Annotated in this window: 13 protein-coding genes and 1 pseudogene; 1 reads left to right on the top strand and 13 read right to left on the bottom strand. The window is 75.3% G+C overall.

From position 1 onward, the window contains the following. Positions 1 to 5: 5 nt before the first annotated feature. The 4 genes from ABZ920_RS01120 to ABZ920_RS01105 form a co-directional block, all read right to left on the bottom strand. Positions 6 to 788: a 2,3-dihydro-2,3-dihydroxybenzoate dehydrogenase gene (locus ABZ920_RS01120; RefSeq protein ID WP_361497167.1), complete on the bottom strand. Its 783-nt coding sequence runs from the start codon at positions 786 to 788 to the stop codon at positions 6 to 8. A gap of 56 nt (positions 789 to 844) precedes the next feature. Then, complete coding sequence (locus ABZ920_RS01115; protein ID WP_361497164.1) at positions 845 to 2,014, bottom strand: 3-deoxy-7-phosphoheptulonate synthase; 1,170 nt, start codon at positions 2,012 to 2,014, stop codon at positions 845 to 847. 130 nt (positions 2,015 to 2,144) lie between these two features. Beyond that, a complete protein-coding gene (locus ABZ920_RS01110) occupies positions 2,145 to 3,785 on the bottom strand; it encodes a carboxylesterase family protein (RefSeq protein ID WP_361497161.1) in 1,641 nt (546 codons plus the stop codon). A 206-nt stretch (positions 3,786 to 3,991) separates the two neighbouring features. After that, complete coding sequence (locus ABZ920_RS01105) at positions 3,992 to 5,221, bottom strand: transposase (RefSeq protein ID WP_361497158.1); 1,230 nt, start codon at positions 5,219 to 5,221, stop codon at positions 3,992 to 3,994. Between the two features lie 187 nt (positions 5,222 to 5,408). Between ABZ920_RS01105 and ABZ920_RS01100 the strand changes: the two genes are divergently transcribed. Then, positions 5,409 to 5,588, top strand: a complete 180-nt coding sequence (locus ABZ920_RS01100; protein WP_361497155.1) for a hypothetical protein — start codon at positions 5,409 to 5,411, stop codon at positions 5,586 to 5,588. A 56-nt stretch (positions 5,589 to 5,644) separates the two neighbouring features. Here the strand turns inward: ABZ920_RS01100 and ABZ920_RS01095 are convergent, their stop codons facing one another. The 9 genes and pseudogenes from ABZ920_RS01095 to ABZ920_RS01055 form a co-directional block, all read right to left on the bottom strand. Next, positions 5,645 to 5,872 (bottom strand): hypothetical protein, encoded by a 228-nt coding sequence (locus ABZ920_RS01095; RefSeq protein ID WP_361497152.1) that lies wholly within the window; start codon positions 5,870 to 5,872, stop codon positions 5,645 to 5,647. 487 nt (positions 5,873 to 6,359) lie between these two features. Next, positions 6,360 to 10,118, bottom strand: coding sequence for an AMP-binding protein (locus ABZ920_RS01090; RefSeq protein WP_361497149.1), 3,759 nt, complete (start codon positions 10,116 to 10,118; stop codon positions 6,360 to 6,362). Continuing rightward, positions 10,115 to 11,068, bottom strand: a complete 954-nt coding sequence (locus ABZ920_RS01085) for a helix-turn-helix domain-containing protein (protein WP_361497146.1) — start codon at positions 11,066 to 11,068, stop codon at positions 10,115 to 10,117. The genes ABZ920_RS01090 and ABZ920_RS01085 overlap by 4 nt, the downstream gene beginning before the upstream one ends. A gap of 297 nt (positions 11,069 to 11,365) precedes the next feature. After that, positions 11,366 to 12,218, bottom strand: a pseudogene (locus ABZ920_RS01080) (transketolase); the annotation flags it as partial. A 27-nt stretch (positions 12,219 to 12,245) separates the two neighbouring features. Then, complete coding sequence (locus ABZ920_RS01075) at positions 12,246 to 13,541, bottom strand: transposase (RefSeq protein ID WP_361497143.1); 1,296 nt, start codon at positions 13,539 to 13,541, stop codon at positions 12,246 to 12,248. Next, entirely contained in the window at positions 13,538 to 14,611 is a 1,074-nt protein-coding gene (locus tag ABZ920_RS01070; RefSeq protein ID WP_361497140.1) for a 3-dehydroquinate synthase family protein, read from the bottom strand. Before ABZ920_RS01070 ends, ABZ920_RS01075 begins: the two co-directional genes overlap by 4 nt. Positions 14,612 to 14,646: 35 nt before the next feature. After that, positions 14,647 to 15,831 carry a chorismate synthase gene (aroC, locus tag ABZ920_RS01065; RefSeq protein ID WP_361497137.1) on the bottom strand — a complete coding sequence of 395 codons (1,185 nt, stop codon included), beginning with the start codon at positions 15,829 to 15,831 and terminating at the stop codon, positions 14,647 to 14,649. Positions 15,832 to 16,233: 402 nt separating this feature from the next. Next, positions 16,234 to 17,400: a prephenate dehydrogenase gene (locus tag ABZ920_RS01060; RefSeq protein WP_361497598.1), complete on the bottom strand. Its 1,167-nt coding sequence runs from the start codon at positions 17,398 to 17,400 to the stop codon at positions 16,234 to 16,236. After that, positions 17,400 to 17,888 (bottom strand): chorismate mutase, encoded by a 489-nt coding sequence (locus ABZ920_RS01055; RefSeq protein WP_361497134.1) that lies wholly within the window; start codon positions 17,886 to 17,888, stop codon positions 17,400 to 17,402. The genes ABZ920_RS01060 and ABZ920_RS01055 overlap by 1 nt, the downstream gene beginning before the upstream one ends. Between the last annotated feature and the right edge of the window lie 58 nt (positions 17,889 to 17,946).

The following is a 17,946-nucleotide window of genomic DNA, read 5'->3' as shown; positions in this document are numbered from 1 at the left end:
GAGCGTTATGCGCCCAGTGCGGCGCCGCCGTCGACGGTCAGGGTGTGCAGCGTGATGTGGGACGCCTGGTCGGACAGCAGGAAGGCGACGGCGTGCGCGACGTCGGCGGGCGCCGCGAGCTTGCCGAGGGGGATGCCGACCCGGAACGCCTCGAGGTTTCCGGCGAGGGTGGCGCGCGGGCCGGAGTCGTCGTGCCACATCGAGCTGAGCATCGGGGTGTCGGTGGAGCCGGGCGCGACGATGTTGCAGCGGATGCCGTGCCGGGCGACCTCCAGGCCGAGGCTCTTGGTGAACATCTCCGCGGCCGCCTTGGAGGCGGCGTAGGCGGCCATCCCGGTACGGGGGGTCGTGGCCGCGTTGGAGGCGACGGTGACGACGGCTCCGCGGCCACGTGGCACCATGCGGCCCACCACGGCGCGCGAGAGGTGGAAGACGCCGGTGGTGTTGACGGCGAAGGTGCTGTTCCAGTCGTCGTCGCTGAAGGTGCTCACCTCGCCGAGGCGCAGCACGCCGGCCGCGTTGACGAGGTAGTCGATGGGGCCGAGGCGCTGTTCGATCTCGGCGACGACGCTCTCGACCGCGGCGCTGTCGGTCACGTCCGCGGCGAACGGCGCCACCGGCAAGGCGTCCGCGCCCAGTTTGCCGATCACCTCGTCGAGCTGTGCGGCGTCACGGTCGACGGCGGCCACCGCGACGCCCCGTTCGCCCAGGACGCGGGCGACGGCCGCGCCTATGCCGCCGGCGGCGCCGGTGACCAGGGCCAGTTTGCTTTGGCTTGCGCTGTGCATGTCGTGCCTTCTCCTTCACATGCCGTGCGGGCAGGGACTGTCACGTCAGGAGCGGCTCACAGGTGCCAGGCCGACACCACGGAGATGGCCTGGCCGGCGTTGAGCCGCGGGTCGCAGAAGCTCTCGTAGGCGTCGCCGACCTGGTCGGCCATCCGCTCGTCGGGCACGCACTCCAGGACGGCGTCGGGTGTCGCCTCCAGGTGCAGGCCGCCGGCGATGCCGCCGTGGCGTACGACCGCCTGCTGGAAGGCGGCGACCTCACGCTCGGCGGCCTCCACGTAGCGGGTCTTGAACCCCCCGGGGGTGGTGACGGTGTTGGCGTGCAGCGGGTCGGTGAGCCAGATCACCGGGTGTCCGGCCGCGCGGACCGCCTCGACCAGCGGAGGCAGCACGTCGGCGACCGTGTCGGCGCCCATGCGCGCGATGAGGGTGAGCCGTCCCGGCTCGCGCCGCGGGTCCAGGCGCCGGCACAGCTCCAGGAGTTCGTCGGGGGTGGTGCGCGGGCCGACCTTGCAGGACACCGGGTTGGTCACGCCGGCCAGCAGGGCGACGTGGGCGCCCTCGGGCTGCCGGGTGCGCTCACCGATCCAGGGCCAGTGCGTCGAGGCCAGCAGCATCCCGTCGTCCTCGTGCCGCAGCAGCGGGACCTCGTAGTCGAGCAGCAGCGCCTCGTGGCTGGTCCACACCGCCGGGTCGATGCGGTCCGGCCCGGACAACCGGGACCAGCCGAGGTGACGCATGGTCTCGTCGGCCGCCATGTAACCGGTCAGCAGACGCAGCGGGTCGGGGCGGCGGCCCTCGGGCGTGGGGTCGGGGTCGTTGACCATGTGGCCGCGGTAGACGGGCAGTTCGAGGCCGCCGACGTGCTCGGTGGACTGCGAGCGCGGCTTGGTGAACTGTCCCGCGATGCGACCCACGCGGATCACGGGCTTGCCGGTGACCAGTCGCAGCGCCCCGGCCAGCAGGTCGAGCAGGGCCGCCTTGCGGGCGACGTGCCCGGCGGTGCACTCGTCGGGGTCCTCGGCGCAGTCCCCGGCCTGCACCACCAGGGCCTCGCCGGCCGCCACCCGAGCGAGCTGGCGGCGCAGGGTGCGTACGTCCTCGGCGCGCACCAGCGCGGGCCGGCTCCCGAGGTCCGACCGGACGCGGCGCACCTGGGCCGGGTCGTCCCACTCCGGCTGCTGGGGGGCGATCTTCAGTTCGATGTCGAGCAGGGAATCGTCCACGGATGTCTCCAGACACAAACGGCGGGCGCGCGGCACGCGGCCGCGGCCAACGGGTACGGGCGCGGGTGGAAGGTGGGGAGCCGGCCGGAGCAGGGGTCCGGCGCGGCAGGGCCGTGCGAGGGGCGGCGGGTCAGAGGCGGGGTGCCCAGCCCACCGCGTCCCAGAAGCCGAGCTGGGCGAGCTTCGGGGTGTGGGCGACCTCGGCGATGCCGGGTCCGCCGAGGACGAGGGTGCTGGGGGCGTCGGGTGTGAACGGCGGCCAGTCGGGCGTGTTCGGGGTGTGCGGAGCGGACGTACGGGCGAACGCGGCCACGGCGTCGATGAGGATGTCGGACAGCAGCCGCTCGACGGGCCCGTCGCCGAGGACCGGGGCGAACTGCGGCAGCCGGTGGGTGCCGAACAGGAACGGTGAGGTCGCCTCGTGCGGGGTGCCGAAGTGCGGCGGCAGCGCCGGGTGGGCGAACTCCATCGCGTAGAGCGGGGTGGTGCCGTGCCGGGCGTGGCGCTCGGCGAACCGGACGATCTGGTGCCGGAAGAACGCATCACCCCAGATCTCGGTCCACAGCGACCGCGGGTCGCCGGGCAGTCCGGTGTCCCGGGCCGCGGCCCGGTAGGCGGCGGCGCAGGCGTCCGCGAGAGCGCCGTCGGCGTCCGGTTCCCCCAGGCGCAGCACGTCGTGCACGGCCCGCCGCAGCTCGGCGTCGTCGCGCGGGGCGGGGGTGGGCTGCGGGGAGGCGGGGCCGGTGTAGAAGGAGCCCTCGGTGCTGGTGTGGATCGACAGTACGGGCACGTCGGGCGTCGGCAGCAGGTGGTCGTACGCGGGCATGGTGCGCCCGTCGACGACCGGGCCGCGGTACCAGCGTCCGCTTGCGACGATCCGGTCCTCCGGGCGCGGGGCGAAGATCTCCTCCCAGGCCCCGGCGAGCGCGGCGGCCGGCACCTCGCGCAGTCCGGCGACGGTGGTGCCCAGCCGGCGGGCGACGGCCTGGTACGCAGTACGGGAGTCCTCGGGCGTCAGGGAGGTCGCGGGCGGGGTGACATGGCTGGGGCTGATGGACACGATGCGCCGGATCAGGCCGCGCAGGCCGGGAAGCAGCGCGAGCTGCCAGGCCGTGGCGCCGCCCGCGGAGGTGCCGCACACGGTGATGTTCCCGGGGTCCCCGCCGAAGGCGGCGGCGTTGGCGTGCACCCAGTGCAGCAGCGCCTTTTGGTCCTGCAGCCCCCAGTTGGCGAAGTGTCCGGTGTCCGGGTCGGCGAGGTCCTCGTGCAGGCCGAACCCGAGAGCACCGAGCCGGTAGTTGAAGGTGACGACGACCAGGCCGCCGCGCTGCGCGAGCCGGGCTCCGTCGTACGCGGGCAGGCTGCCCGCCCCGGCCTGCCAGCCGCCGCCGTGAAGGTAGACCAGGACGGGCCGGCTGCCGCCGGGGTCCGGTGTCCAGACGTTGGCGTACAGCGAGTCCTCGCTGCTGGGCGGTACCGGCCGGTTGGGAATGACGCTCTGGAAGGAGACATCGGTGAAGCGCACGGCCTCGCGCACACCGTCCCAGGGCTCGGGCGGCCGTGGGGAGGCGAAACGCAGGGCACCCAGCGGCGGGCGGGCGTAGGGCACGCCGCGGAAGGCGGCGACGCGGCCGGCGCGTTCGCCGGCCACCAGCCCGCCCGATGTGCGCACCACGACCCGGGACGCGGTCGCGGCGCGGGGGCGGGGCGGGTCCGTGACGACGGCGGACGCGCTCCACCGCTTGCCTGCGGCCTGCGGCTGGCTGGCCATGGTGAACTCCTCGGGCACTCGGACGGACTGGTCCGCCGATCGTGTGCCGCCGGTTCGGGGGTCACCAAAGGAAGCCCTGGCAATCCGTCAGCTGCCGAACAGAGTCCGTCAGCTCACCGGCCGGGCCGGCCACGGAGCTGACACAACGGGCGGTGAGGCGCCTGACAGGCCCCTTCCGCGTCCGTACACTGCGCCGCCCTCGGCGCTCACGCGGTTGCCCGGGCCACCTCCGTGAGCGGTTCGGCCGAGCCGGACAGGACCGCGACGGCGTGGGCGGCCGAGGCGAGGGTGGCGTGGCGGTGCCAGCCGCTGAAGGAGCGGCCGGAGAAGTCCCGGATGCCCACCCGTTCGGCGATCTGGGCGAAGTCCTGCTCCACGCGCCGGGTCAGCCGGCTCAGCCGCAGCAACTGGGCGGGGTGCAGGTCGGTGATGTCGGTCAGCCACAGTTCGCCCGGCCAGCGCCGGCCGTTGTCGCCGATGCCGAGCAGCACCAGGTCGCGGGACCAGGAGGGGCGGCGGGAGCTGCGCCGGGGCAGCTGCACCCGGACGGCCGCGGTCAGGCCGGCGTGCACGGCGCCGCCGGCCGGGCCGGTCCTGCGCTGGATGACCGGCTGGCGCAGCGGGCGGGCCGTCAGCATCAGCTGATGTGCCGTCACTTCCGTCTCGGCGGTGCTGCGGGGCAGGCCCGGGTCGGTCGCGGACAGCCGCAGGTCGGCGCGGACGCGCAGCAGCATCGGCGCGCCGCCCGCGGCCTGCAGCCGGCGCACGATGCCCGTGACGTCGGCCTCGCGCGCGTCCATGACGGCCGGGCGCGCCGGCAGGCCCCAGTTCCGGGTGATGTTGAGGTAGGCCTCCACGCTGCACTGGTCCATGGTCTCGGGCGAGGCGCTCTCCGGGATCGAGGCCTGCCGGCGCCGGGTGGCGTCGTCCAACCAGGTCTCGGGCAGGTGCAGGCGCCAGTTGACGGGGGTGCTGTGCTCCTCGGACACCGCCCACACGCCCACGGCCTGCTGGGCGTTCATCATCTGGCCGCGGCCGGGGTCGAAGCGGCGGTCCACGCCCACCGAGCTGTCGCCGGCCTTGGGTATCACCATCGGCCGCAGTACGTAGGCGCGGGCCGGGGAGAGCTCCTCGAGGTGGCGGGCGAGGGCACGGCGCACGGGGCTCCAGTCCCAGGTGGAGCCGCTGATGAAGTGATGCAGGCTCTGCTCGGCCGCCTCCCCGCCGAACAGCGAGGAGATGTTCCGTATCGACTTGCGGCCCTCGACACCGAGCAGGCCCTGCACGTACTCCACGCCCCTGCGCCGCTGGTCGCTGCGCGGCAGGGACTCGAAGAGCACCGAGCTCAGCTCCTCCAGCACGCTCTCCTGGGACGTCTCCCGCGCCGAGGGGAACAACTCGCCCTGCATGATGCGCCTGTGCAGCCTGCTCTGCATCCCATCCCACCTCGCCAGTCGGTCCCGATGCCTGCTCCGGCAGCCTCGAACCGGCCGTCCAAGGGCAGACCAAGGCACGGGAAACGCGCAGGCCCGGGAGGCGGAGCGGAAGCGGGCGGGCCTGCGGGAGGGGGCAGGCCCGAGGTGGTGGGCGGGATCCGGGAGCGGGTGGGCCCGATACGCGCGCATGTTCCGCCCCGGTGCGCTGACCCTGGGCGTGTTCTTCCCGCTGGAGTCGTACGGCGGCCCGGTGGCCCGGATGGACGTCGCGGCCGACGAGGTGCTGCAGGAGCTCGCCGAGTACGTCCTGCCCCACTTCCCGGCACACGAGGCGCACGAACCGGCACCGGCGGTCTCCGCCACCTGAGGCACGGGCCTCGGGGAAGGGGGCCGGAACGTGGACCGGGAGCGGGGCAACAGACCTCAGGAGCCGGAGTACGGCTGTTGGGTGCCGTGGTGTCGCGGCGCCGCGCCGTCCGTCTGCCGTGCGCCGCAGCGACGGCAGACGGACGCGTGCCGTGCGGTGTACTCCTCGCCGGGGCGCCGCCCCGCAGGCCGGACGGCCCAGCACGGCGGGTCGAGGTCTATCTCCACTCCCGCGGGCACCATCAGCCACCGGGCCGGTGCCCCCTCGTGGTCTTCGCGCCGCATACCGCCTCCTCCGCCTCGGCCGTGCCGTACCGGCGGATCCGGCCGGACCGCCACGACCAGCGTCGGCCCGGCCGGTCCAGGCAGGGTGAAGCCCCGACCAACGGCCTGGCACCGCCCGTGCAACCGCACCGGCCGTGCAACCGCACCGGCCGTGGAACCGCGCCACGCGTCGAAGGCCCCCGCACCCGAAGCACTCACACCACGGCAGTCAGCACCCAGCCGGAAAACGCACCGCCCGTCGAAAGGCGCGCCCCCGCCCGCGCGACACTCACCCACGGCAGCCGGCGTCCCGAGCGGAACGCACCACCCGCCGGGATGCGCCCCGCCCCCCACGGCACTCGCGCCGAAGCACTCACCCCGAGGCGGTCACTTCGAGGCAATCAGCGCCCCGGGACGGCCGGCACCCCAACCGGAGCACACCACCCACCGGACGGCGCAGCCCCCGTCGGCACGGCACGGCCGGAGGCAATCAGCACCCCCGAGACGCTCACCCCGAAGCGGTCAGTACCCCCGAGACAGAGCGGCCGCCGAGTTCGCGGTCGGCGCCGGGCAGGACGTGGAGTTCCGCGTCGTGGGGGGAGGGCAGCACCAGCCGGATCAGGTCCGGTAACCGGAACGCGAGAGCGGACGGGTCGGGCTGGTCCACTCTCACCACCACGTGGTGGTCGAGCAGTTGGCCCAGCAGGGACTGGACCGACCAGGTGTCGCCGGCCAGCAGCCGCCGGGCCCGTGCTGTGTCGAAGGAGGCCGGCCCGGCCGCCGCCAGCAGGGCCAGCGCCCGGCGCAGCGGCCCGGGCAGCCGGGCGACGGCACCGGCCGCCCGGGCCAGCACGTCGCAGGCCTCGTCGTGGAGTTCCGCCGCCAGATGCCCGTCGTCCATCAGCCCGAGAGCCAGGTCGGGAAGCGTCCACATCGGGCGGGCCGCGAACTTCTCACCCACGGCGCGCAGGGTGAGCGGGTAGTGGTCCATCAGCTCCGTCACCTCACCGAGCGCGCCCGGCTCGCCGGCGATGCGCTCGGGCCCGGCGACGCGCGCGAAGAAGTCCGCCGCGTCCCGGGCCGACAGCGGCCCCAGCGACAGGGGCCGGGCGCCGGGCAGGCCGGGCAGCCGGACCCGGGAGGTCACCAGCACCAGGCTCGCGCCGCCGGCCGGCAGCAGCGGCAGCACCTGGTCGGTGCTCGCGGCGTCGTCCAGGAGCACCAGCAGCGACCGTCCGGCGGCGAACGCGCGGAACATCCCGGCGAGTTCGCCGGTGTCCTCGGGCAGCGCCGCCGGGTCCTCACCGCAGTCCCGCAGCAGCCCGCGCAGCACGGCGGCCGCCGGACGGGGACGGTCGTCGCCGTCGTGCAGCCGGGCGTGCAGCGTCCCGTCCGGGAACCGCCCGGCCAGCCGGTGCGCCCCGTGCACGGCGAGCGCGGTCTTGCCCACCCCGGCCGGGCCCAGCAGTACGACGACACGCGGGCCCTCGCCTTGCGCCCCGCCGTCCGGCCGCGTCCCGTCCGTGTCCTCACCCGCGAGCGCGGTCAACTCGGCCAGTTGCCGGGTGCGGCCGGTGAAGTCCGGGATGTCCAGGGGCAGTCGCCCGCGAACGGTCCGTGCGGGCGCCGCGGCGGGTTCGCCCGCGAGGGGAGCGGTCACCGCCTCGGCGGGTGCGCCCGCCGGCACCGTCGCCGGCTGGGGCAGCGCCTCGTTCAGCACGTCCTGCTGCAGCCTCTGCAGTGGCTCGGACGGTTCGATGCCCAGTTCGTCGACGAGCCGGCGGCGCAGCATCGCGAACGCCTCCAAGGCCGTGACACGCTGCCCGGACCGGTGCGCGGCGCGCATCAGCTGCGCGGCGAACTCCTCGTTGAGCGGGTGGTCCGCGGTGAGTTGCTGCAGCTCCCCCACCAGCCCGCGGTGGCGGCCGAGTTGCAGGTCCGCGGTGATGCGCAGCTCCAGCGCGCCGAGCCGGGAGTCGGCCATCTGCGCGATCTGCGCGGCGAGCAGCGGTCCGGTCTCCAGCCCGGCGAAGGGCTCGCCGCGCCACAGCGCGAGCGCCTGGCGCAGCAGGGCCGCGGCGGTGCGCGGATCGCCCTCGCTCAGCGCGGTGCGGGCGCGCGCGACCTGGTGCTCGAACTCCCACAGGTCCAGTTCGCCCGGCTGGAGAGCGATCCGGTAGCCATTGGGGCCGGTCCGCACGCGCTCGCTCCCGTCCACCGGGCAGTGCAGCGCCTTGCGTATCTGGTAGACGTACGTCTGCACGGTCTTGCGCGCCAGCCGCGGCGGGTCGGCCTCCCACAGCTCCTCGATCAGGGCCGAGGTGGACACCAGGCGGTTGGCGTTGAGCAGCAGTGCCGCCAGGGCGCGCCGGGCCATCGGCGCGGTGGGTGTGCGGTCCTCCCCCTGCGCGCGGATCTCCAGGGGGCCGAGCACCCCGATCCGCAGCGCACCGCCGTCCGCGGCGGCCCGTGCGGTGTCGTTCATGTCGTTCATGTCGTTCATGACGTCCTCTCCCTTCCCTGCCCGCGCGGCGGGCCTCTCGCGTACGGCGGCCCCGGCGGGCGGGCCGGGACGTGTCCCGTCGGTCCGCCCCTGGGACTGCCCGGGGCGCGGGCGGCGGCTCGCGCCCCGGCCGCCCCGCGTTTCGTACCACTGCCGCATCCGGGAGCGGCGGAGCTTTCCGATGCCGGTCCTGGGGACGTCCCCGGTGCTCACCGGGACGACGCGGGCGATGTGCAGGCCGATTCGGCCGGCGACGTGTGCGCGGATGGCGGCAGCCGCCCCGTCCTGCGCGGTGCCGGGGCGCGGGTGGTAGAAGACGGCGAGCTCCTCGCCGTCGGCGCCGGCGACCGGGCAGGCCACGGTGTGGGACGGGGTGACGAAGTGCAGTTCCTCCACCGCGGCCTCGATCTCGTGGCTGTGGCAGCGCACGCCGCCGCACTCGACGAGGTCGTCGGCGCGGCCGGTGACGGTGAGGACGCCGTCCTCGACGAACGCCAGGTCTGCGGTGCGCAACCAGCCGTCCGCGGTGAAGGCACGGCGGGTGTGCTCGGCGTCGTCGAGGTAGCCGCGGGTGATCGAGGGCCCGCTCACCTGGAGGTGTCCCACGGTGCCGGCGGGCACGAGCTCGCCGCGGTCGTCGACGCAGCGCACGGCGGTGCCCGGGTGGGGCCGCCCGGCGGGGACGTAGCGCCCCTCCCCGGTGTCCGGGTCGGACAGCCGGCAGTCGACGACGCCGGCCGCCGTCTCGGTCATGCCCCAGCCGGGGAACATCGCGTCCCCGGGCAGCCGGAACGGGGCGAGCAGTTCCATGAAGCGCCGGACCACCGAGGCGTGCACCGCCTCCCCGCCGTTCATGATGTGGCGCAGGCGGCTCAGGTCCCAGTCCTGGCCGGCGAGCCGGTGCGCCTGGTCGTTGACGAGGGAGAAGGCGAAGTCGGGCGCCCAGGTGGTGCAGGCCCGGTGCCGGTCGGCGAGGGCGAGCCAGCGCAGCGGGTCGGCGAGGACCCAGTCCGTGCGGGCGTGCACCTGGTAGGCGCCGAGGCAGACGTCCCGCACGTGGAACAGCAGCAGTCCGCCGGCGTGGTCCAGCGGCATCCAGTTGACGGTGCGGGTCGCCTCGCTGAGCCCGTTGGCGCGGGCCGTGGCGGCGGCGCGGCTGAGGATGTTGCGGTGGGTGAGCATCACGGCCTTCGGCACTGCGGTGGAGCCGGAGGTGAGCAGCAGAGCCGCGAGGTCGTCGGGGCGGGCCGGGTGGCGGTGGTGGTCGGGGACGGCGGCGCGCAGCCGGTGCGGGTGGCCGAGCCAGGACCTGCCCCAGCCGGGGTGCGCCCGGGTGACCGCGAGGACCTGCTGTCCCCGGCCGGTGACGACGCGGGGACGGCCGTAGCGCTTCCACACCGCCTCGAGCAGGCCGGGCGCGGCCTCGCGGGCGGCGGGGGTGGTGCCGGTGCCGACGAGCAGCGGGACGAACCCGCCCCGCACGCAGGCCCAGAACACGGCCAGCAGCTCGGTTTCCTCGGCGATGTGCAGGACGACCCGTTCCCTGGGACGCACCCCGGCCTCACGCATCCCGGCGAGCGTCCGGGCGGCCTCCGTGAGGAGCCGCGCGTAGCTCCACCGCGTCTCGCCGCCGTCGGCGCCGACGAAGCACAGGCCCTCGGCGCCGGGGGCGAGCGCGGACCGCACCAGTGCGTTGCCGAGCGTGCCGCACTCCGGGTGCGGGGCGGGCCCGCCGTCCAGCAGCGCCAGACCTGTGCCGGTCATGAGCCACCACGCTCCCTGCGGTAGTCGCGGGGCGTGATGCCGTAGCGGTCGCGGAAGAGCCGGCTGAAGTGGGACGCCCCGTACAGTCCGGCTCGCTCCCCGATCAGCGCGACGGGCAGGTGGCCCAGGGAGGGGTCGGCGAGTTCGGTACGGCAGCGGGCAAGCCGCTCGTCGCGGATCCAGCGGGCGGGGCTGATGCCGTGCTCCTGGAAGATCTTCTGCAGGTAGCGCAACGAGATGTTGTGCTCGCGGGCGATCGTCACCGGGCTCAGAGCGGGCTCGGCCAGCCGGTCACGGACGTAGGCCTGGATGTGCAGCATCAGCGTCTGCCGGGCGATCTGCGGGTCCTCGGCGACCTCGCGCATGCGCTCCGTGAAGAGCGCCGCGGTCAGTCCCACGACGCTGCCGCCGAGCAGGTCGACCGCCGTCTCCACCTCCCTGCCGTGCCGGCCGAGCCCGTCGAGCAGGGAGGACAGCAGGGCGGCCAGCCCTTCGGCGCCGGACCAGGGCCGGGCCGTCAGGGGCTCGGCCTCGGGTGCGGTCAGGCCCACCAGGCGGTGCGTGACCATGATGTCGACCAGGCGGAAGTTCTCGGGCATGACCACCTTGTAGGGGCGGGTGCTGTCGAAGCAGACGAGCTGCGGGGCGCGTACGGTCCCGTGCCGGCCGTCCTGGAACACCCAGACGGATCCGGTCAGCGGACGTACGACGCGCAGGCAGCCGGCCGTGCTCGGGTCGATCTGGCGGCCCGGCCGGATCAGTTCCCTGGGGCCGTCGCCCTTGACCAGTGACACCCGTACCCCGCCGAACTGGTGGGTCCTGGTGGTCCCGTCGAGCGGTTCGTCGTGCTCCCTGACGATCTGCACCCCGCCGCGGCCGGCGGGAGCGGGTCCGGCAGTGATGTGCGTCCGCTTCAGCTCGTCGAGGCGTAGCACCGCATCAACCTCCATCCGTGCGTCCGGGACGGAAACCGGCCACCCCCGCGGGCGTCCCGTCACCTTGACCAGGAAAACATACCCGCATGCTGGTATCGCAGTTGTATCGGAGGGTTCGATGGCTCGCAACCCCACACGCGTTCGAACAGTCCACGACACGGGAGGGGGCGAAAACGGGACGGCGCGATCCTCGGAGTGCCGCGCCGGTGCGCGCTGCATTTCTCGGACGCCGAGGTCGTGCACGTACTGCTTGAGGCTCTTGCCCTAGGCCGCGGCGGCGGCCCGTACGCCCTCGAGCTCCTCGTCGGGGCCGGAGTTCTGCTTGCCGGGCGAGGGCCAGCCGATGACGGTGCGCAGGGCGACCAGGGAGGGCCGGCCCGTCTCCTGCCGGGCCTCGCTCAGCGCCCGGTGCAGTGCCTCGACGTCCTCGGTGCAGGCCCCGCCGGCCGCCCGGTCCACCTGCTGCACATGCCGGCCGTACGCCCGGTGGCGGGCCAGGACGTCCTCCGGCACGGCGACGGAGGTGTCGTCCTCGATGGAGATCCGGTTGTCGTCCCAGAGCACAACCAGGTTGCCGAGCTGCTGGTGCCCGGCCGGCGAACTCGTCTCATGGCTCACCCCTTCCTGCAGGTCCCCGTCGGTGGCGAAGACCCAGATCGTGTGGTCGAAGGCAGAGGTGCCGGGCGGGGCCCCGGGGTCGGACAGGCCGCGCTCGCGGCGGGCGGCCATCGCCATGCCGACGGCGTTGGCGAGGCCCTGCCCGAGCGGACCCGTCGTCGTCTCCACGCCCGGTGTGTGCCCGTACTCGGGGTGCGCGGGCGTGCGCCTGCCCTCGCGGCGCAGTGCCGCGAGGGCGTCGAGGCCGAGCGGGTAGCCGCTCAGGTGCAGCTGGACGCAGAGGGTCAGGCCGGCGTGGCCCGCAGGACAGCACGAAGCGGTCCCGGCCCGCCCAGCGGGGGTCGGCCGGGTCGTGCCGGAGGAGCTTGGGGAACAGCAGGTGGGCTGCCGGAGCGAGGCTGATCGCCGTCCTGGGGTGGCCGTGACCGGCCGCCTCCTCCGCGTCGGCGGCCCGGGCGCGCGCCGCGTCGGCGGACCGGCGGTCGACGTCGGTCCAGGCCGCCGGGGCCTGGCGGACGTCGTCGTACTCGGTGAGCGCTGCGGTCATGGTTCCCTCCTCGGACGGGACGGACGTTCAGCGGGTGAGGTCGGTCCACGGGGGGCCCGCTCCGGCCCCGGGACGGAGCAGGAGGGCGGCGGCATGGGCCGCCGAGGCGAGCGTGATGTGGCGGTGCCAGCCGGCGAAGGTGCGGCCCTCGAAGTCGTACAGACCGATACCGCGGCCGGTGACGGTCACGTCCTGGGCGAGCTGTGCCGCAGTGGCAGCCAGCCGGACCAGGGCGGCGGTGGACAGGGCGGTCAGGTCGGTGAGCCAGAAAGCGGTGTCCAGCGGGCTGAGCGGGTCCTTCTGCGCCAGCAGCAGCTGCCGGCGCCGCGGTCCGGGCGGGGTGTCGGCCGTCTGGCACGGCACCCGGGCGACCTCGCGGTGGCCCGCCCCGGGAGCAGGGGTGCGCAGGCGGCTGAAGCGGCGCGGCGCCAGGCCGCCGGCGAGCTGGCGGGCGGTGACCGCGCGGCCGGTGCCGCGGCCCTCGGTGGTGAGGGGAGTCAGCAGCTGCGAGGCGCTGATGCGCAGCAGGTAGGGGAAGCCGCCGGCGCCGAGCAGGGCGGCGACCCGGCCCGCCGAGGCCTGCCGGGCGTCCAGCAGGACCGGGGGGCGGGGTGCCCCGACGGCGGGGGCGGTGCCCAGGACCATCTCGAGACCGGCCCCGACGCCGTCCACGGCGACCGTGTCGGCGGGGATGCGGGCCTGTGCGCGCAGGTGGGCGTCGTCCAGCCAGCGGGAGGTGAGCTGCAGGTGCCAGTCGACCGGGTAGCCGCCCCACTCCGAGACGGCCCACAGCCCGACGGCCCGCTGCCCGTTGACGGACCGTCCCGTGCCCCGGTCGGCGAAGTAGTCGACCCCCACGCCGCCGCGTCCGGTGCGGGGCATGGTCGCGGTGTGCACGACCCAGGCCCGGGGCGGTGCGAGGCGGCCCATGTGGCGGGCGAGGGCGTCGCGCACCGGGCGCCAGCACCACGTCGAGTCGCTGACGAAGTGGTGCAGCCGCTGGGCATCGGCCGGCACGCCGGTGTGCGAGGCGATGTTGCGGATGGTCTTGCGTCCGGTCGCCGCGAGCAGCCCCCGGATGTACAGCTCACCGCTGCGCCGCTGGTCGCGGCGGGCCAGGGGACGCAGCACCCGACGGGACAGGTCGGCGACCGGATCGGCGTCGGCAACGGCATCGGGACCGGGATCGGGAAGGCCGTCCGGCCGGTTCCCGGTGCCGTCCGGGCGGGGCCGGCCGGTCTCGGGAGAGGACCCGGCGCCGGTGTCGCCGCTGAGCCGCACGCCCGGCCGGGGCGAGAGGTGCGAGGCGACGGGGGTGCTCATGTGCCGATCCGGCCGTAGGCCGCTTCCAGCAGCCCGGGGGCAGGGTCCTGAAGCAGTCCGGGGCGGCCCGGCGCGTCCAGGACGACGAACCTGAGCCGGGTGCCGCGGGTCATGCCGTCGAGGGCGAACGCGGCGCGCAGCCGCTCCCAGGCGTAGCGCGGGTAGGACGTCGGCAGCCCCAGCGATTCCAGCACGGCCCGGTGCCGCGCCACGTGCCCGGCGTCCAGCCGCCCCGCCTCGCGGGCGAGTTCGGCGGCGAACACCATGCCGATGGACACGGCGTGGCCGTGCCGGATGCGGTGGTTCTCCGCGTGCTCGACGGCGTGGGCGAGGGTGTGGCCGTAGTCGAGGAACTCCCGCGTGCCCTCGGTGGGCGGCTCCCCCGCGACCACGGCGGCCTTCGCGCGCATCGCTCCCTCGATCAGCTCCCGGGTCCGCTCGCCCGCCGGGTCGGCGGCCGCCCGTGGGTCGGCTTCGATCAGGTCGAGGAGGGCGGGGTCGCCGATCAGGCCCGCCTTGACGACCTCGGCGAGGCCGCTGGTGTAGTCGGCGCGCGGCAGCCGGGCGAGCAGGTCCAGGTCGCACACCACGCCGACCGGCCGGTGCAGGACGCCGACCAGGTTCTTGCCCTGCGGGATGTTGAGGGCGGCACGGCCGCCGACCGCGGCGTCGACCATGGCGGCCGGGGTGGAGGGGGCCAGCACCAGGCGGATGCCGCCCTGCCAGGTGGCGGCGAGGACGCCGGCGAGGTCGGCGGTGGCTCCGCCGCCCAGGGCGACGACGGCGTCGGAGCGGGTGAAGCCGGACTCGGCGAGCTGCGACCAGAGGTGGACGAGGACGCCGGCGTCCTTGGCCCCCTCGCCGGGCGGCACCACCAGCGGCAGCACCTGGCGGCCGTGGCGTTCGAGGTCGCCGGCGATCCGGTGGGCGGCCGCGACCGGTTTCGGCGGGTGGACGAGCGCCACCCGCAGCACCTTCTCCCCGAGCATGCGCCCGACCTGCTCGTGCAGACCACTGCCGACGACGACGGGGTACGGCGTGGGGCCGGCCGCCCGCAGGGTGGCGGACACAGGGGACGAATACGTCGGAAGAGTCACGTCATGCCTCATTTGATGGCCAGGTGGGTGAGATAGGCGCGGTGGTTGCGGGCGGTCTCCGGCAGGCTGTCGCCGCCGAACTTCTCCAGCGCGGCATCCGCGATCACCAGGGCGGTCACCGCCTGGGCGACCACCGCGGCGGCCGGTACCGCGCACACGTCGGAGCGCTGGTGATGGGCCACGGTGGGCTCGCCGGTGGTCACGTCCACGGTGGCCAGGGCCCGCGGCACGGTGGCGATCGGCTTCATCGCGGCGCGCACCCGCAGCGGTTCGCCCGTGGAGATGCCGCCCTCGACACCGCCGGAGCGGCCACTGGTGCGGCGTACACCGCCGTCGGCGGGGACGATCTCGTCGTGCGCCTCGGAGCCGGGGACCGCGGCGAGCGCGAAGCCCGCCCCGAACTCGACGCCCTTGATGGCCTGGATGCCCATGAGGGCGCCGGCCAGGCGCGCGTCCAGCCGGCGGTCCCAGTGCACGTGCGAGCCGAGGCCCGGCGGCAGACCGTGGACCAGGACCTCGACGACGCCGCCGAGGGTGTCCCCGGCCCGGTGCGCCCGGTCGACCTCGGCGATCATGGCCGCCGACGCCGCGGTGTCGAAGCAGCGCACGGGGTCGGCGTCGAGCCGCTCGGTGTCCTCGGGGCCGGGCAGCGCGCTCGAGACGGAGCGCTGTCCGCCGAGTGCCACGACATGGCTGACGAGCCCGATCCCGTACGCCTGGTGCAGGAAGGCCTCGGCGATGCTGCCCAGGGCGACCCGGGCTGCGGTCTCCCGGGCGCTGGCCCGCTCCAGGACGGGCCGGGCGTCGTCGAACCCGTACTTCTGCATGCCGGCCAGGTCGGCGTGGCCGGGGCGGGGACGGGTGAGAGGTGCGCTGCGTGCCTGGCCGGCCAGCTTGTCGGCGGGGACTTCGTCGGCGGCCATCGCGGTCTCCCACTTGGGCCACTCGCTGTTGCCGACGCGGACGGCGAGGGGGCTGCCGAGGGTGCGGCCGTGCCGTACCCCGCCGACGAAGGCCACGTCGTCGCGTTCGAACTTCATACGGGCGCCGCGCCCGTGGCCCAGACGGCGGCGGGCGAGGGCCTCGGCGACCTGGTCGGTCGAGGTCCGTACACCGGCCGGCAGCCCCTCGAGCACAGCGGTCAGGGCCGGCCCGTGCGACTCGCCGGCGGTGAGCCATCTCAAAGCAGACAATGCGGTTCCTTCGGTGTGGGGCGGAGCGTCGGAGTCGGCGCGGGGTGGACGGGTGGGGGACGCCGCCGCGCCGGCCTGCGCGGCGGCTGTGGGTTCGGGGCGGGGCGGTGGTGCGGGCGGTCAGGTGGTGCGGTGGTGCGGGCGGGGCAGTGGTGCGGGTGAGGCGGTGGTGCGACGCGGACGGTCGGGTGCGGGGCGTCGGTGCCCCGCACGGCGGGTGCCGGCTGCCCGAGGCCGCCGCGCCGCCCGCACCCCGGATGCGCCGGGTCCGGGGCGTCGCCGTGCTGCCCGTCCCGCCGATCCCAGGTGCAGGACGGCGCCGCGAGATCCGCACCCCGGATGCCGGGTCCGAAGCGTCGCCGCGCTGCCCGCACCCCGGATGCCGGGTGTGGCGGGTGGGTGTCACGCCGCCGTGCGGGTGTCCGTGCGGCGTGCCGTGGCCTGGTGCAGTCGGCCCGAGGTGCGGGCGCCGGCCGGGTCCGGGGCCCGCTGCACCTGCCAGCCGCAGTCCTTCAGCTGCTGTGCCATGCCCAGCGCGGCGGTGGGCGCGACCATCAGCTCGACCAGACCGCTGGGGTTGCCCGGCGAGTGGTCGATGGACATGTCCTCGATGTTGATGCCGAGTTCGCAGGCGGCACCCAGCAGCCGCGCCAGTTCGCCCGGCTGGTCCCCGATGAGGATCCGCACCGGCACGCAGGTGAAATGGGGGACGCCGTGCTTGCCCGCGATGGCGCCGCGGCCGGCGCGCCCCCGGGTGAGCAGGTCGGCCAGCAGGGTGCTGCCCTGGGCGCGTTCATCGGCGTCGCAGGCGGCCAGCCCCCGCAGCGCCGCCACGGTGACGTCGAGGTCCTCGGCGAGTTCCGTCAGCACGTCGGCGACCGCCCTCGCGTTGGACTCGAGAATGTCGCCCCACAGCCGTACGTCGCCCTCGGCGATCCGGGTCACGTCCCGCAGCCCCTGGCCCGCCAGTTGCACCGCGTCGGCGGACAGGTGCTGCAGCCGGGCCGCCACCAGCGCGGCCACGACGTGCGGGGCGTGGGAGACCACCGCGACCGCCCGGTCGTGCGCCTCGCTGTCCATGAGGACGGGGATCGCACCGCACAGCGCGACCAGTTCCAGCGCCTTGTTGAGGGTCTCGCGCCCGGTGTGCGGGGACGGGCTGAGCACCCAGGTGCGCTCCTCGAACAGGGTGGCGCAGGCGGCCAGCGGCCCGGAGCGTTCCCGCCCGGCCATGGGGTGGCCCCCGATGAAGACCGTCGGATCCCCGCCGTGGGCGGCCACCTCGCGCTCCGGTCCGCCCTTCACGCTCGCGACGTCGGTGTAGCTGTGGGCGAGCCCGCGGGCCTGCTGCTCGGCGAGGACGGCGCCGATCCGGGCCGGCGGCACGGCCAGTACGGCGATGTCGGCCGGCACGGGCGGAGTGCCGACCCGGCCGGCGCCGAGCGCCGCGGCGGTACGGGCCGCGGACTCCTCGGCGTCGGCCAGGTACACGCACACCCCGTGCCGGGTGAGGGCCAGCGCGATGGAAGTGCCGATCAGGCCGGTGCCCACCACCGCGGCGGTGCGGATCATCCGGCGCTCCCTGCGGCCGCGGCCAGGTCCCGGCGCAGCGCGGCCGCGCCCCCGAGGTACACGTGCTGGATCTCGGGCTTGGGCCGCTCGGTGTCGGCGTGCGCGAGGATCCTGACCACCCGGGGCAGCGCCGCCTCGATGTCGAGTTCCTGCGCGCACATCAACGGCACGTCGGCGGCAGGGCCCCGCCCGACGCCGCCGCGCCGGCTTGCGCGGCGGCTGTGGGTTCGGGGCGGGGCGCCGGCGGTGACCGCGGCGAAGGTCTCCGCGCAGTCGCCGCCCTGGAGGACGAATGCCTCGCCGCGGGCGGCCTGGGCGAGCCGGCCGCGCAGTTGGTCGCACTCCCCCGCGAAGACGAGCGGCGGGCAGGCGGACAGCTCCGCGACGACGTCGCGCAGGGCTTCGGGGTCGGGCCAGTGGGGCTGTTGGGCGGCCGGCAGCCGGCGCCAGGAGTCCGGGGACGTCTCGGTGTGCTCAGCATCCATGCGGGTGAGGCCTCCATCTCGTACGGGGAAGGGGCCGGCCGGCCCGGGCCGCGGCGTG

The organism is Streptomyces sp. NPDC046831, from assembly GCF_040645305.1.
Taxonomy (GTDB): domain Bacteria; phylum Actinomycetota; class Actinomycetes; order Streptomycetales; family Streptomycetaceae; genus Streptomyces.
This window is presented reverse-complemented; position numbering and strand designations above follow the sequence as displayed.